Annotated in this window: 10 protein-coding genes; 5 read left to right on the top strand and 5 right to left on the bottom strand. The window is 58.6% G+C overall.

What is annotated here, in order from left to right; all coding sequences use genetic code 11:
* Window positions 1–6 precede the first annotated feature (6 nt).
* The gene (locus ACP3TY_RS13700; RefSeq protein WP_426617800.1) at window positions 7–1,002 is read right to left on the bottom strand and encodes an IS110 family transposase; all 996 of its coding nucleotides are present in this window, start codon (window positions 1,000–1,002) and stop codon (window positions 7–9) included.
* 501 nt (window positions 1,003–1,503) lie between these two features.
* Here ACP3TY_RS13700 and ACP3TY_RS13705 point away from each other — a divergent pair.
* Window positions 1,504–1,965: a DUF3574 domain-containing protein gene (locus ACP3TY_RS13705; RefSeq protein ID WP_426620313.1), complete on the top strand. Its 462-nt coding sequence runs from the start codon at window positions 1,504–1,506 to the stop codon at window positions 1,963–1,965.
* Window positions 1,966–2,075: 110 nt separating this feature from the next.
* On the opposite strand, the gene ACP3TY_RS13710 is transcribed toward ACP3TY_RS13705, so the two are convergent.
* From ACP3TY_RS13710 to ACP3TY_RS13720, 3 genes are all read right to left on the bottom strand, one after another.
* Window positions 2,076–3,476, bottom strand: a complete 1,401-nt coding sequence (locus ACP3TY_RS13710; protein ID WP_426620314.1) for an APC family permease — start codon at window positions 3,474–3,476, stop codon at window positions 2,076–2,078.
* Window positions 3,466–5,832, bottom strand: a complete 2,367-nt coding sequence (locus ACP3TY_RS13715; RefSeq protein ID WP_053121115.1) for a TonB-dependent receptor plug domain-containing protein — start codon at window positions 5,830–5,832, stop codon at window positions 3,466–3,468. Before ACP3TY_RS13715 ends, ACP3TY_RS13710 begins: the two co-directional genes overlap by 11 nt.
* Before the next feature lie 431 nt (window positions 5,833–6,263).
* Window positions 6,264–6,704, bottom strand: a complete 441-nt coding sequence (locus ACP3TY_RS13720) for a carboxymuconolactone decarboxylase family protein (RefSeq protein ID WP_426620317.1) — start codon at window positions 6,702–6,704, stop codon at window positions 6,264–6,266.
* Between the two features lie 297 nt (window positions 6,705–7,001).
* Between ACP3TY_RS13720 and ACP3TY_RS13725 the strand changes: the two genes are divergently transcribed.
* The 4 genes from ACP3TY_RS13725 to ACP3TY_RS13740 all read left to right on the top strand — a co-directional run bounded on the left by ACP3TY_RS13725 (window position 7,002) and on the right by ACP3TY_RS13740 (window position 10,390).
* A complete protein-coding gene (locus ACP3TY_RS13725) occupies window positions 7,002–8,435 on the top strand; it encodes a PLP-dependent aminotransferase family protein (protein WP_426620318.1) in 1,434 nt (477 codons plus the stop codon).
* Between the two features lie 123 nt (window positions 8,436–8,558).
* A complete protein-coding gene (locus ACP3TY_RS13730) occupies window positions 8,559–8,852 on the top strand; it encodes a putative quinol monooxygenase (RefSeq protein WP_053121122.1) in 294 nt (97 codons plus the stop codon).
* A gap of 193 nt (window positions 8,853–9,045) precedes the next feature.
* On the top strand, window positions 9,046–9,447 hold the full coding sequence (locus ACP3TY_RS13735) for a cupin domain-containing protein (RefSeq protein ID WP_212546079.1): 402 nt from the start codon (window positions 9,046–9,048) through the stop codon (window positions 9,445–9,447).
* Window positions 9,448–9,676: 229 nt separating this feature from the next.
* On the top strand, window positions 9,677–10,390 hold the full coding sequence (locus ACP3TY_RS13740; protein WP_426620319.1) for an ATPase: 714 nt from the start codon (window positions 9,677–9,679) through the stop codon (window positions 10,388–10,390).
* Window positions 10,391–10,606: 216 nt separating this feature from the next.
* Here ACP3TY_RS13740 and ACP3TY_RS13745 read toward each other — a convergent pair whose 3' ends face one another.
* On the bottom strand, window positions 10,607–15,502 hold the full coding sequence (locus tag ACP3TY_RS13745) for an NAD-glutamate dehydrogenase (protein WP_053121128.1): 4,896 nt from the start codon (window positions 15,500–15,502) through the stop codon (window positions 10,607–10,609).
* Window positions 15,503–15,591: the final 89 nt, after the last annotated feature.

Here is a 15,591-nt window from a genome sequence, read left to right on the forward strand (position 1 = left end):
TTACGGTCAAGCTTTTGCGAGGTCTTTTGCGCTAAAAAGCTTGGCCGTATCGAAATCTTCTCCGGCTTGCATGCAAGCCCACAGACCGGTCAGGTATTTGCGCATGACGGCGACGATCGCCTGCATCTTTCTCTTTCCTCGCCCGATCAGCGCTTCGTAAAAGGCTTTCACGTTGCTGTCGCAACGAATGGCGGTCAGCGCTGGCATATACATCGCTGAGCGTAGGTAGGCGTTTCCGCCCTTACTTATCCGCCCAGGTTTATCGATGCTGGTACCTGATTGCGTAAGCCGCACATCGAGTCCTGCATGTCGGCTGACCTGCGCGGATTTAAGCGTCACCGGCAAGGTCGTCAATTCAGCCAGTGCCGCAAATACTGAAATTTCGCCCATCCCCGGCGCTGCGATCATGTGCCCGAACTGGGCGCTTAACGTCGGGCAATTGTCGATCAGTGCCCGGCCTGCGAGCCTGAAACGCTCGATTCGCTTGTCGAAGGCCTCAATGGCTTCTTCTTCGTCTTCAATCAACATCGTCAGGGTTGTTTGAGTAGCCTTCAGCGCATGCAGCTCGTTCTTGGCTCGGGTGCGATGACATGTCAGACGATTGATATGCCTTCCGATAGCCCGCAACTCCAGCTGTATGGCTGTAGGTGGAGTCCACAATCTTGGGCTCATGCGCTCGCCGTATTCAGCTAGCAATTGGGCATCGATTGCATCGGTTTTGCTGTTTTTCAGCATCAGCTTGGCGAAGTTATGAAAGCTCTTCGGATTGATAACCGAAACGGGCAAACCCGCCGCAGCGAGCTCCATGGCCAAATCCAGGTAATAGATGCCGGTGGCTTCCATCACCACGGATAAAGGCTTGAGTTCGAGCAACTTGTTGATCGCCGCCTTACGCCCTGCGGGTGTTTGGTCGATGTTGCAGGCGCCTGCAAAACGACCGTCGTTACGCCAACCCATGGCGGTCGTGCGAGACCCCACATCCAAACCGACATGCATGCTCATGCTTTCAACTCCGAGTGAACTGGGTTAAAAATGCTTCCTGGTTCCCCTGACCTCGAACTTCATGCCACTGCAACCTTGTAATGCGAAGTCCGACTCGTCGGCTTCTCGATACTCTTCGTGGTGGGCAATGAGGCGGGGGGACCTCTCTACAGACAAGGTCAGGAGCAAGTCCTGCCTTTAGGAGCGATCGGTCTCCCCCAGAAAAACATCTTCGTATGTCCGCACCAGTGAGCCTAGATCTCAATTGACTGGTGTGAGGGCAACATACAAGGAGCTGCGGAACGCTGCGATCTTTTGATCTTGTCTTGTAAAAAAAACACGATCAAAAGATCGCAGCCTCGTTTCACTCGACAGCTCCTACAGGCTTTCGGATCGTTCGTTGCGCAGCGACCCAAGGGTTATTCCGGAAGCGCCTATCAGCCTGCTTTTTAGGTCTTTATTGGTGATGAAACGGCGACCTTATACTCGCCGGGTTCGCCCAATCATCAATAAGGATGTTCCATGCCTCAACGTCTTTTACTGGCGGCACTGTTCGTCGCAGTCGCCGGTTGCGCCAGCCCTCCTCCTGCGTCCGTTCACACCCACGATCCTGCCAGTTCAACCCTGCAAGGCGATGCCTCACGGCCGGCGCAGGCGCAGTGGTTGCGCACTGAGTTGTACTTCTCGGTGGGATCGATCGATCGCAAGGAAGGCGCGGTCAGCCCGGCGCGCTGGCGCGAGTTTCTCGACAAGGAAGTGACGCCGCGGTTTCCGGATGGGTTCACGGTACTTGATGCTTATGGGCAGTGGAGCGATAAAGGCGCGAAGGAGCCGGAGCGTTTGAGCACTAAAGTCATTGTGATTTTGCATGAGAACAGTGCGAAACGTAGCAGCGATATCGAGGCGATTCGGTTGGCGTATAAGCATATTACCGGGGATTTGTCGGTGCTGCGGTTGTCGCAGCCGGCGGAGGTGTCGTTTTAAGAGCCCCTCACCCTAGCCCTCTCCCCGAGGGAGAGGGGACTGATTGGGGGATATTTGAGGGGTTCGCCGACTTGGACTTGCGTTGCCGAATCCATAATCGACTTGGTCTTTCAGGTCGATGTATCACTCAAGACACCTAGGTCGGCCCCCTCTCCCTTCGGGAGAGGGCTGGGGTGAGGGTTTGCCGTTAAGCGACTCAACCCGGCCAAAACCACCACGCCAGCCAAAAGAACGCCAATCCCCAAAAACGCCCCATACCCGACCACCGTCACGCTGGAATACAGCATGTACAGGCACAACCCAAAAAACAGCAACGGCAACAGCGGATACAACGGCACCCGCACCGGCCTCGCCACCTCAGGAAACCGCCGCCGCAATATGATCAACGCGACACTGCTCAAACTCAAAAACAACCAATACACCGGGGTCAAATACTCGACCATGGTGTTAAACCCGCTCTGAGTAAAACTGCCGAACATCACCAGCAACAACGCCACCGCGCCCTCCGCCAGCAACGCTTTGCGCGGTACGCCATGGCGATCATCCCAATCACCAAAACTGCGCAACTGCGGTACATCGCGAGCCGCAGCGTAAGTGGTGCGCGCGCCGACCAACAACGTCGAATTGATCGTGGCGATCGCCGCAATCCCCACCATCAGCAGAATCAGCATGACCCCGGGCGCGCCAAAAGCGCGGTTGAGCAGTTCAACTGCCGGCGCATTACTCGCCGCCAATCCGGCAAATCCCAGCCCCTGAACAAACGCCCAATTCAGCGCCAGATAGATAATCATCAACACCGTCAGCGCACCAATCATGGCGATGAAAATCCCTCGCCGACCATCGCGCACTTCCGCCGATAACGTCGCCGCATCACTCCAGCCGCCGAACGCCAGAAACACAAAAATCATCGCCGCCGAAAACCCGGCCATGCCGGTATTTTCCGGCAATACCGCCGAGCTTAGCGCCGGCGGTTCAACCCCTTGCCACGCCAGAAAAACACCCGCACTGGCGATGCTCAAAAAGCCCAACGCGAGCAAGCCAACCAGCAATGTCTGCGTGATGAAACCGATGTGCTTGCCCGTCAGATTCAGCAGCACCAACGCCGCGATCACCGCCCCGGCAAACAGCCCCGATCCGAACTGTCCCAGCGGCACCACCGCATTCATGTAATCGGCAAACATAAACGCCGACAACGCAATCCACCCGGTGTGCATCACCGAAAACCGCGACCACGCGAACAGAAACCCCATGCGCTCGCCATACGCCGTGCGCAGAAAATGGTAGTCGCCGCCGGGATGCGGAAACGCTGTGGCCATTTCCGCAAAGCACAGCGCGCCGATCATCGACGTCACGCCGCCAAGCACCCACACCAGGTAGAAGTGCTCGGGCCCGACATTGAGCGCCACGGTCGGCGCGGTTTTCAGGATGTCGGTGGTGATCACCATGCCCAGCGTAATCAGCAGCGCCTGGAACACCGGCAGATGCCGCCCCGGCCCGGCGTTAGAAACCATAGGTGGCGCGAGCGTAGTAGTAAGCGCCGTTGGTGCCGATTGGTGAGAGCACGTCGTACGGCAAGTTGCCGCCGTAGTTGATCGCCGAGCCGGAGCGTTCCGGGTAGTTGTCGGTGAGGTTATTGCCACCGACGGCGATGTTGAATTTCGGGGTGAATTTGTAGGCCACCTCGGCGTCCAGTTGCCACACCGCGCCGTAGGTCTGCTCCGGTTGCGAATCACCGAAATCAAACACACGAGTAGTCTCACCCTGACGGGTCAAACGCCCGAGCAAGCCCCAATGTTCGCTGGCCCAGTTGGCGGAAAAGATGAAGCGATCCTTCGGCGCGGCGTCGGTCAAGGTGTTGGTTTCTTCGACGCCGACCAGCGCGTCATTGCCGATGCCTAGCGCGGTCAGTTGCGACGGCGTGCCTTTGGTGCTGGTGACTTTGGTGTGGTTGTAGGTGTACGCGGTGGTCAGGCCGAGTTGCCCTTCGTAGAACGGCTGATGATAGTTGAGCACCAATTCGGCGCCGTGGGTGCTGGTGTCGGCGGCGTTGGTGAAGAAGTTGACGTCATGTATGCCGGCCACGCCGAAGTTGTCATTGATGTAATTTTCCAGCGCATCGCTGCCGATGCGTTGCGACAGGGTGATGCGGTCTTTGACGTCGATGCGGAACACGTCCAGCGACGCATCGAAGCGTTCGTTCAACTGGAACGTCAGGCCGAGGCTGAAGTTTTTCGAGGTTTCCGGATCAAGTTTTTCTGCGCCCAATGCACGGGCGATCGGGTCGTTGACGGAGAGCACGCGAATGTCGGTCAGCGTGCCGCCGTCGCCGAAGTTGCTGGTGGTGTTCTGGAAACCGCTCTGCGCCAGAGACGGCGCGCGGAAGTTGTTCGACACCGCGCCGCGCACCGCCCACTGCTCGGTGAGTTTGTAGCGGCCACTGAGTTTGCCGGTGAGTTTGCTGCCGGCGTCGTCGTAATGCTCCCAGCGCGTGGCGGCGTCGACGAAGAAACGGTCGGTGAGATCGCCGGACAACTCGGCGTAAGTACCGAACACATTGCGATCCAGATCCGACTCTTCACTCGGGCGCAGTCCATTGGCGCCATCGGCTCCGGAGCCGACATAGGAAGCCGCGTCACCGGCGTAAGTCAGGTAGTTTTCGTAGCGGTATTCGCCGCCGACGGCCAACACAAATGAGCGTTCGCCGAGGCGCAGTTCGCGAGTGAAATCGAGGTTGGTCGTGGTCTGGCGCAACTCGTAATCGCCGGTATCGAACTCGGTGGGAGAGTCTTCACCGAGACTGACGTTGAGCGTACGCCGCGTCGATCCATCGAAGCGATTGCGGCCATGGGTGACGCTGCTGTCGAAGTCCCAGTCGTCGCCGATCATGCCTTTGAAACCGGCGGTGGCCGAGACGTCCTTGTTGTCGCCGAGCGATTGCGGCAGGTAGCCGTTGGGGTAGAACTGCGGCTGCTCGTACGGGTAGCGATAGAATTCGGCGCCGGTGGTGTGGCGCTGGTTGTAGGTGCCGAAGCTGTAAGCCTTGCCGCCGGCCAGCGGCAGTTCGCTGTTGAACCACAGGTTGACGTCGCGGGCGATGCCGTCGCCCATCACGTAGTTGCGCTGGTTGGGGATGTCGTCGAAGCCGTCGAAACCGGCGCGATTGGTCGGGTTGCGATCCTTGTACTCGGTGCCGCCGCGAATGAAGCCGCCCTCCTCGCCGAGGCGCGTGCCGATCTTGGCGGTGGTCACGCTGTTCTGGCCGTCGGTGGTGGTTTTGCCAATCGCGTCCTGATGGGTGTGATAGGCGCCGTAGCTCGTCGTCACTTCGCCGCCCTCGGGGGCGTCGTCGAGGATGATGTTGATCACCCCGGCAATCGCATCGGAGCCGTATTGCGCACCGGCGCCATCGCGCAGCACTTCGATGCGTTTGATCGCGCTGATCGGGATTGAGTTGAAATCCACCGGCGCCGTGCCGCGACCGATTTTCGAGGAGTCGTTGACCACCGCCGAAGTGTGCCGGCGTTTGCCGTTGACCAACACCAGCACCTGATCCGGGCTCATGCCGCGCAGTTGGGCGGCGCGTACATGGTCGGCACCGCCGGAGTTGGACTGGCGCGGCAGGCTGAACGATGGCAACAGCGTCTGCAACGCTGCGCCCAATTCGCCATCCGCCGCGCCGGCGGCTTTCAGGTCATCAGCGGTGAGCACGTCGACCGGCACTGGCGAATCCAGCACGGTGCGCGATGTGCCACGAGTGCCGGTCACCAATACGGTATCGAGTTTGGCTTCATCGTCAGCTTGCGCGGGAAGTTGCCAGATGGACGTGAGCACAGCAGCAGCGAGTAATGAACGCGAACGGTAATACATGCAACAGCTCCTTGAATCGCAGCTAATACCCGGCCCTGCCAACCAAAAGTCGTCGGCAATCAGTGCACGGCAATGTCTGCTGTAGTTTTATAAAACAGGAAGGCAGCGAAGGCTGTTAGATCGGAAAGTGCAAATAGAACGCAGGATCCCCAAAAGTAAGCTTTTCCCCTTGGAGGCCGATGCTAGACGAGCGGAGGGCTGTGGCAAAAGAACCAATAACGCTTAGGTTATATCGGCTTGGCGGAGTGTGCTTAGAGCAACATAAGTGTTGCCCAGGCAACACTAAATCCAACTAACAACAACTAACCTACCGAAACCTTGTAGGAGCAGAGCTTGCTCGCGAAGAGGCCACTCCTGCCAACATATTCTTTGAATGAGCCACCGCTTTCGCGAGCAAGCTTTGCTCCTACAGTTTTAACGGTGGCGAGCAATTAATCACTCGGGGTTTGCCGAAAACTCACCGCCAGGCGATTCCAGCTGTTGATCGTGGTCACGGCCATGGTCAGGTCGACCAGTTCCGCTTCGTTAAACTGCTCGCGCGCCTGTTGATACACGTCATCCGGCACATGGCTTTCCGCCAACAAGGTCACCGCCTCCGCCCAGACCAGTGCCGCGCGTTCACGAGGATTGAAAAACCCGCTGTCACGCCACACTGCAATCGCATACAACCGCCGGTCACTCTCCCCCGCTCGCCGGGCTTCGACCGAATGCATATCCGTGCAAAACGCACAGCCGTTAAGTTGCGAGGCGCGGATCTTGATCAGTTGCAGCAACGGCTGTTCGATGCTCAAGTTGCTGGTCAGCGCCTCCATGGCAATCATCGCTTTCATCGCTTTGGGTGAGGCGCTGTAGTAATCCAGACGCGGGGACATGGCTTGATCTCGGCAGGCGCAATAAAGACTTCAAAGTAAGCGCCAAGAGGTTAGCGTTACAGCCCCAATTCCACGGAAAAGTGCCACACCAATAGCGCGCTAAACACAAATCCCCTGTAGGAGCTGCCGAAGGCTGCGATCTCTTGATCTTAAAAAGCAACATCAAGAGATCGCAGCCTTCGGCAGCTCCTACAGGGGTTTATGCCAATTTCGGGTATTTGTGCTGCGCAACTTCTGCCAATCGCCCAACAGCGCTAATCTGGCGGGCACTTCACATTGCCTCGGAGCCACGTCGGTATGGAACTTCATGTCGTGATCAACGGCCGCAAGGATCTCGCCGGTCAGTTGTACCAACAGCTGCGCGGCGCCATCGAATCCGGGCGTCTGGCCGCTGGCACGCAATTGCCGCCCAGCCGCTTGCTCGCCGAGCAACTGGGGATCTCGCGCAAAACCATCTCCGACACCTACGCGCAACTGACCTACGAAAACTTCCTCACCGGCGTGATCGGCAAAGGCACCTACGTCAACGCGCGCCCGGCGCAGGTTCAGCGCAAGCAAAGTCACAGCGAATTGGCCAGTGCCGAGGTGATCGAGAGCTGGCGCAATCTGCCGGTATTTCTGCGGCACCCGACACTGGAAGGTTCGCTGCGTTACGACTTCATTGGCGGCGCCACCAGCAAGGGCCAGTTTCCGCAGGATGACTGGCGTCGGTGCGTCGCCCATGCGATGCGGCAGATGGCGCAGTCGAAAGGCTTTTACAGCGTTGCCGAAGGTTTGCCGTCGCTGCGCAACGCGATTGCCCGACACATCGCATTTTCTCGTGGGGTGAACTGTCAGGACGAAGACATCGTGGTCTGCAACGGCGCGCAACAGGCGCTGGATCTGATCGCTCGCGTGCTGCTGCGTCCTGGCAGTCTGGTGGCGATGGAAGACCCGGGCTATCCGCCAGCTCGCCTGCTGTTCGGCACGCACGGGGCCACCGTGGTCGGTATTCCAGTGGATGCCGAGGGCATTCAGGTCGAACACATTCCCGAAGGCACGCGGCTGATTTACGTGACGCCGTCGCACCAGTTTCCGTTGGGCATGCCGATGAGTCAGGCGCGCCGCGAAGCCTTGCTGGTGCGTGCGCATGAGCTCGGCGCAATCATCATTGAGGATGACTACGACAGCGAGTTTCGCTACGAAGGCCGGCCCACTGATTCGCTGTACAACCTCGACCAGCGCGGTCTCGTCGCCTATGTCGGCACCTTCTCGAAAACCTTGCTGCCCGAGTTGCGCCTGGGCTACGGAATTCTGCCGCCGGCGATCCTCGAAGCGGTGATCCGCGCCAAGCAGCTCACCGATTTGCACGCGTCCACCCTGCCGCAATGGGCGCTGGCCAAGTTCATCGCCGAGGGCTGTTTGCTCAAGCATATTCGCCGCTGCCACACGATTTATGCGCAGCGCCGCGAACGGATTCTGGCGCGCATGGCCAGCGATCTGTCGCCTTGGCTTGATGCGGTGCCGGCCAGTGCCGGATTCCACATGGCGGTGTTTTGCAAAGTGCCGATCGACCTGCCGCTGGTGATCGAACTGGCGAAAAAGGTCGAAGTCGGTCTCTACGCCATCAATGGCTTTTATTACCAGCAGACGCCGCGTGATGGTTTGTACTTTGGCTTCGGCGCGATTGATACCCTGGACATTGATATCGCCCTCGATCGCCTGCGCGACATTCTCCAGCAAGTCGCCTGAGCGATTGGCCTAACGGATTAACCGCCGATTGGTTATTGGTGATCGGCGGGTGCAGGCCTATTCTGCACAGGCGTTATCCCTCAATGAGCAGGATTCGTCCGGCCTGATTCAGGAGTGTGAGCAATGTCCAACGAAGTGATCAACACGGTGCAAGTGCAGGCTGCTGCCGGCCGCTCTGACGAGCTGGGCAAGCAACTGCAAAGGATCGTCGAAACCCTGCGCGAAACGCCGGGCTGCGATTCCTACCTGGTCGACCGCTGCCCCGAGGACAGCCACCGCTGGACGGTCAGTGCGCGCTGGCAGTCGGAAGCGGCGATGCAGGCGCATTTCAACCGGCCTGAAGCGCAGGGGTTTATAGACTTGATTGATAGCCGGCTGGCCAATAGTGTGGACTTCAACAGCTTTCCCATTGTTTAGAAAATCAAAAGATCGCGGCCTTCGGCAGCTCCTACATTGGAATTCGTTCACTGTAGGAGCTGCCGAAGGCTGCGATCTTTGCTTTTTGTGCAAACCGTAATTGGTCACCCAATCTTCCCGAATATTGGCCGTTTGCTTGCCCCGCCCCTCGGACTACTGTGATTACCAACCACCCCCCAACCGGTAATCCACCATGAAAACCCTGCACCTTGTCGCTGCCGCCCTCGCCCTGGCCCTCTCCACCTCGGCCTTCGCCCACGACCCCTCGGAAAAAGTCACCGTACTGCAAGACCAGATGCTGAAAAACGCCCCCGGCAAAAAAGCCATGATGATCGAAGTCGACTACAAACCCGGCCAGTCTTCCATCGCTCACAAACACGACGGCACCGCGATGGCCTACGTGCTCGAAGGCGAAGTGATCTCTCAGGTGAAGGGCGAACAGGCGATCACCTACAAGAAAGGTCAGTTCTGGTACGAGCCCGCCGGTTCCGAGCATTTGGTCTCGAAAAACGCCAGCCAAACCAAGCCAGCCAAGTTGCTGGTGTTCATGGTGCTGTCCCCGGATGAGCAAGTGCTGATTCCGCTGAAAAACTGATGGTTGTTTAGCCAGCCATAAATAAAAAGGTGCAAATTGCCGATTTGCGCCTTTTTATATCCCGATGCAATTAACCGGATCGGGTTACAGCAAATAAAACTATTCAATACAAAACCAGACAGCAAATTGTCAGCTTATTTGCCGCGCGACGGGGGTAGTCTGAATTAACTGCCGTCATTGACGGCAACTTTAAACTTTCCGACTGATGTTGTTTCACGGGAGAAACACCATGAAACTTGCGTTCACCAGTATGTTGGCAATATCGGTTTTAGCCCTCTCCGCCTGTTCAGTGCCGACGGCGCCAAAAGCAGTCTCGTCTCTCGATACCCTGCTGCCGCATCCAACAGGTCGCAGTAGCGCCACTCAGGTAAAAAGCGGTCCCGGCGTATCGCTCGGCGTGGTCTACAGCCCAAGCACCCAGAGCAACCGCGAATACCTGCGCGACTATCAAGCCAACGCCGGCACCGGTTTCGGCCAGAGCCTGCTGGTCCAGCCGATCCACGACGCCTACGTCGCCAGCTCGAAACCGGACATGGCGGTGGAATGGGTCAACGCCTCCCTGCAACGCCAGTTCGGTTCAGTGACGGTGTATCCGGACATGCAAAGCTTGCGTGCAGCCAAACCGGATGTCACCGCAATCGTCGACACTCACAGCCAGCTGATCACCTCGCGCAGCTCGGATATCAAGGCTGATGTCAGTGCCGATTTTTATGATGCGGGATTGAACTACATCGGCACGGCGAAAGGTTCAGAAGCGAAAGAACTGACCCCGGTGTGGGCGGACTTCAAACGCTCGGAAGAGATTGTTGCCGATATTAACCAGCAGCAGGACGTGCAAGTTCGGGCGCTGCAAAAGTTTGACCAATCGCTCAACAATTTAGTCGCACGGCCTGCGGATAAAGTGTCGATGCTTGATACTAAACAAGATCAGAAGTTGTATTGAATGTAAGAGGCTCTTCGCGAGCAAGCCCGCTCCCACGGGTTTTGTGGAACTCCGATCCCTGTAGGAGCTGCCGAAGGCTGCGATCTTTTGATCCTGATCTTTTAAAGGCAAAAGATCGCAGCCTTCGGCAGCTCCTACACTGGTCGGTACCAATCCATGAGACACAAAAAAGCCCCGGCATCTCACGATACCGGGGCTTTTTCATTCAGCGCTTACTTATGCCGTTTCAAGCTCGGCATTCGCTGTCGCTGCAGGCACTACTGCTTGCCCGCTCAACGCCAGATCCAGCAGTTCACGGTTGGCCACCGCGTACATGGCGTAGTCCGTGCCGCTCGCAGCGCGGATTTCCACCAGCATGGCGCGCCAGCGCGAGATCATGCTTTCGTGTTGCTCCATCCACAGCGCCAGACGTGCTTCCACGTCCAGTGTGCCGTCGCCCTGTTGCAGGACGGAGATGGTGATCGCACGTTGCTGCCAGTCGACATCATCACGGAACGCTTCACGGGCCAGGGCTTGCCAGTTGTTTTCAACCGGCAGCGCGCTGATCTGTTGCAGGTACCAGGTGATGTCCAGCGCACTGCCCACGGCGAAGTAGGCTTTCGCCACTTCGGCAGGGTTCTGGCCAGTCACGTCGGAGGCTTCGATGATTGGCAGCAAGGTGTACAGGTGCGAGGTGCCCGCAACCATACGCGCCAGCAATTCCGGCACACCGGCTTCGACGTACGCCTGATAACGCGCCTGCCAGTTTTCACGGATTTCGCCGCTCAGCAGTTCGTCGAGTTTCAGGCCCAGCTCTTTCAGGTGCGGACCGAAATGCGCGACGTCACGGGCAGCGTTCTGCTCGTTGCGACGGGCACGCAGGAACCAGCGTGTAGCACGGCGGCCCAGACGCATCAGCTCGTCCATCAGCTCCAGCTGAACGTCAGCGGCAACCTGATAGTCCAGCGCTTCGATCTGACGGAACCAGTGCGGGAGGTGGAAGATGTCGCGCACGATCACATAAGCGCCAGCGACGTTCGCCGGGCTCATGCCGGTCGACTCTTTGAGTCGTTGAACGAAGGTGATGCCCATGTGGTTGACCAGGTCGTTGGCGATCTGGGTGCTGACGATCTCGCGCTTCAGACGGTGACGACGCATGGCTTCGGAGAACTTGCTGACCAGGGTCGGCGGGAACGCCGTTTCCATGTCGCGGGTCAGGTAATCGTCGTCCGGCACCAAGGAGCCCAACAGCTGCTCCTTGAGATCGATTTTGCTGTACGAGATCAGCACCGACAGCTCAGGACGGGTCAGACCGTGGCCTTCAGCAATGCGCTCGGCCAGTTGCTCTTCGGTCGGCAGGAACTCGATGGCACGGTCCAGCTTGCCACGACCTTCCAGATCGCCCATCAGACGCTTGTACTCAGCGATGCGCGCATAAGCACGACGCGCCGCCAGCGACAGCGCCTGAGTCTGCTTGTAGTTGTTGCCCAGCACCAGATTGCCGACTTCGTCGGTCATGCTCGCCAGCAACTGGTTGCGTTGCTTGTCGGTCATGTCACCGGCCTGAACCACTTCGTTCAGCAGGATCTTGATGTTCACTTCGTGGTCGGAGCAGTCCACGCCACCGGCGTTGTCGATGAAGTCGGTGTTGGAACCGCCGCCATTCAGACCGAATTCGACACGACCCAATTGGGTCATGCCGAGGTTACCGCCCTCGCCCACGACTTTGCAGCGCAGCTCGTTGCCGTTTACGCGCAATGCATCGTTGGCCTTGTCGCCGACATCGGCGTGGCTTTCAGTGCTGGCCTTGACGTAAGTGCCGATACCGCCGTTCCACAGCAGATCCACCGGCGCCTTGAGCAAGGCATTCAGCAGTTCAGTCGGGGTCAGCTTGTCAGCCTTGATGTCGAAGCGTTCCTGCATCTGCGGGGAAATTGCGATGCTCTTCGCGCTGCGCGAGAAGATACCGCCACCCTCGGACATGATGCTGGTGTCGTAGTCGGTCCAGGCCGAACGCGGCAGGTCGAACATGCGCTGACGCTCGACGAAGCTGGTCGCCGGGTTCGGGTTTGGATCGATGAAAATGTGCAGGTGGTTGAAGGCAGCAACCAGTTGCAGCTTGTCGGACATCAACAGGCCGTTACCGAACACGTCACCGGCCATGTCGCCGACGCCGACAACAGTGATGCTGTCTTCTTGAACATTGATGCCGCGCTCGCGGAAGTGACGTTGTACGCCGACCCACGCGCCTTTGGCGGTAATGCCCATTTTCTTGTGGTCGTAACCGGCCGAACCACCGGACGCAAACGCGTCACCCAGCCAGAAGCCGTAATCGATGGCGATGCCGTTGGCGATGTCGGAGAAGGTCGCAGTGCCCTTGTCCGCCGCCACTACCAGGTACGGGTCGTCATCGTCGTGGCGCACCACGTTCAATGGCGGCACCAGCGCGCCGTCTTTCAGGTTGTCGGTGATGTCCAACAGACCGGAAATGAAGATGCGGTAGCAGGCGATGCCCTCAGCCGCGATCTCGTCACGGCTGCCGCCCAGAGGCAGGCGGCGCGGCAGGAAGCCGCCCTTCGCGCCCACTGGCACGATGACCGAGTTCTTCACTTGTTGAGCTTTTACCAGGCCAAGAACTTCGGTGCGGAAGTCTTCTTCACGGTCGGACCAGCGCAGACCGCCACGGGCGACGTTACCGAAGCGTAGGTGCACGCCTTCAACGCGTGGCGAGTAGACGAAGATTTCGAACTTCGGCACTGGCTTCGGCAGTTCAGGGATCGCGTGCGGGTTGAACTTGAAGCTGAAGTACGACTTGTTCTGGCCGTTGGCATCAGTCTGATAGAAGTTGGTACGCAGGGTCGCTTTGATCAGGTCGAGGTAACGACGCAGGATGCGGTCTTCGTTGAGCACCTGAACGTCGTCCAGTGCCGTCAGAATCGCTTGTTCCAGACGCTGTTGCTTGTCTTCCAGATCGTCGTCGCTGAGCTTGCGCGCCAGATAGAAGCGGGTCTTGAACAACCGGGTCAACTCGCGAGCGATGTCGGTGTGGTTGTTCAGGGTGCTGGCGATGTAACCCAGATCGAAGCCCAGACGAATCTGCTTCAGGTAACGGGCGTAAGCGCGCAGCAGTGCGACGTCGCGCCAAGGCAGGCCGGCGGTCAGCACCAGACGGTTGAACGCATCGTTCTCGGCTTCGCCCCGGACGATGTGGACAAAGGCGTCCTGCAGGGTGTCGTTGAGTTGCTGGATGTCGAGATCCAGACCTTCAGCGGCAGTGAACGCGAAGTCGTGAATCCAGAACTCGCGGCCATTGGTGTGACGCAGACGGTACGGGAATTCACCCAGCACGCGCAGGCCGAGGTTTTCCAGAATCGGCAGCACGTCGGACAGCGCCAGCGGCGTGTCGGCGTGGTACAGCTTGCAATGCAGCTCGCGTTGGCCGGAGACCTGGCCCAGCGGCTGATAGAAGCTCATCACCAGCGGATTTTTTTCGTTGAGGCTCAGCAGGTGCTGCATGTCGACCACGGCCGAATGCGCAGCGAAACGCTCGCGGTAACCGGCCGGGAAGCCTTTCGGGAAGTCCGCCAGCACGTTGGTGCCGTGGGCTTCGCCGAAGCTTTCGACGGTCAGTGCGGCGTAGTCGTCCTGCCAGCTGCGGCAAGCCTGCACCACTTCTTTTTCCAGCAGCAGCGGATCGATGTCGAGACGGTTTTTCGGGTCGACACGCAGGATCAGCTGAACGCGAGCCAGCACGGACTCGGAGAAGAACGTCCAGAATTCGCAGTCGGAAGCCTTCAGGCGCTCCATCAGCACTTGCTGGATCTTCTGGCGAACTTCGGTGGAATAGATGTCGCGCGGCACGTAGGCCAGGCAGTAGCAGAAACGACCGTACGGGTCTTTGCGCAGGAACACGCGGATCTTGTTGCGTTCCTGGATCTGCACGATCGACATCACGGTGCTGAACAGCTCGTCGACCGGGGTCTGGAACAGGTCATCACGCGGCAGCACTTCGAGTACCTGCGCCAGTTCCTTGCCCAAGTGAGCCTTGGACTGGAAGCCGGAGCGGTGTTCGATTTCGGCGACCTTGCGGCGGATGAACGGGATGACCCGCACGCTCTCGCCATACACCGACGAGGTGTACAGGCCCATGAAACGGTGTTCTTTGATGACTTTGCCGTCGGCGTCGATTTCACGGATCGACACGTAATCCGGGTAAGCCGGACGGTGCACACGGCTCGGGTGCGCAGCCTTGGCGAACGACAGCAGGGTCGGTTCGCGCAGGTAGTTCACCGCGTAGTCTTCGATGCGCAGGTCGTCGTAGGTCAGGCCGGTGCGCAGCAGTTTGGTCAGGCCAAGGAAGGAGTTCTGGTCGTACTCGATGTGGCCGCCATCGGCTTGATCGGTGACCACGAACTCTTCGTAGCCAAGGAAGGTGAAGTGGTTGCCCACCAGCCATTCCAGGAAGCTTTTGATTTCGTTCTTTTCTTCGGCATCGACGGCGAACGCGCTGTTGTCGAGTTTGGTGAGGATTTCCTGCACCTTGGCTTTCATCGGCTCAAAATCGGCGACCGCAACGCGGACTTCACCGAGAACCTGTTCCAGCTCTTTGCTCAGCACATTCAGTTCGGCCGCGTTGGCGCAGCGGTCGATTTCCAGGTACATCAACGACTCTTGCAGAATGCCGTCGCCCTGGGTGCCTTTCGGCAGGATTTCCAGCAACTCGCCCTTGCTGCCACGACGCACGCTGAGCACGGTGGTTTGCAGGGTGTGGATGCTGTAGCCGCGACGGTTCAGTTCGGTACGAACCGAGTCGACGAGGAATGGCAGGTCGTGGTGCAGGACTTCGACCGCGGTGTGGGTCGACTGCCAGCCATGACGCTCGTAATCGGGGTTGTAAACGCGCACTTGTGGTTGCGCGTGATCGAAGCGCTCAAGCAGGCGCCACGCAGAGAGAGTACAGCCAGCGAGGTCGGAGAGGCGACGTTGAGTCAGCTCGTCCAGAGAAATGATGCCGAAGAATTGTTCAGCGAACAGCGCCACTTGTGGCAGTGCCTGTTCACTGATGTGCTGCGCCAGTGCCGCTTGCAGTTGGTGCTGGAAGTCGGCTTTGCTGGCTGCGGTGAAGAACGCCATCTGTGGTACTCCGCTTAAGCTTGTTATTGATGGAAAGCGTCGCGTGCAACACCCCTTTCGGGGCTTGTGTCGCCCTGTTCCTGATTCTC

This window comes from Pseudomonas rustica, from assembly GCF_049959085.1.
Taxonomy (GTDB): Bacteria; Pseudomonadota; Gammaproteobacteria; order Pseudomonadales; family Pseudomonadaceae; genus Aquipseudomonas; species Aquipseudomonas rustica.

Coding starts and splice junctions, on each gene's coding strand:
- ACP3TY_RS13700 (WP_426617800.1), bottom strand. CDS start 1,002: ATGAGCATGCATGTCGGTTTGGATGTGGGGTCTCGCACGACCGCCATG.
- ACP3TY_RS13705 (WP_426620313.1), top strand. CDS start 1,504: ATGCCTCAACGTCTTTTACTGGCGGCACTGTTCGTCGCAGTCGCCGGT.
- ACP3TY_RS13710 (WP_426620314.1), bottom strand. CDS start 3,476: ATGGTTTCTAACGCCGGGCCGGGGCGGCATCTGCCGGTGTTCCAGGCG.
- ACP3TY_RS13715 (WP_053121115.1), bottom strand. CDS start 5,832: ATGTATTACCGTTCGCGTTCATTACTCGCTGCTGCTGTGCTCACGTCC.
- ACP3TY_RS13720 (WP_426620317.1), bottom strand. CDS start 6,704: ATGTCCCCGCGTCTGGATTACTACAGCGCCTCACCCAAAGCGATGAAA.
- ACP3TY_RS13725 (WP_426620318.1), top strand. CDS start 7,002: ATGGAACTTCATGTCGTGATCAACGGCCGCAAGGATCTCGCCGGTCAG.
- ACP3TY_RS13730 (WP_053121122.1), top strand. CDS start 8,559: ATGTCCAACGAAGTGATCAACACGGTGCAAGTGCAGGCTGCTGCCGGC.
- ACP3TY_RS13735 (WP_212546079.1), top strand. CDS start 9,046: ATGAAAACCCTGCACCTTGTCGCTGCCGCCCTCGCCCTGGCCCTCTCC.
- ACP3TY_RS13740 (WP_426620319.1), top strand. CDS start 9,677: ATGAAACTTGCGTTCACCAGTATGTTGGCAATATCGGTTTTAGCCCTC.
- ACP3TY_RS13745 (WP_053121128.1), bottom strand. CDS start 15,502: ATGGCGTTCTTCACCGCAGCCAGCAAAGCCGACTTCCAGCACCAACTG.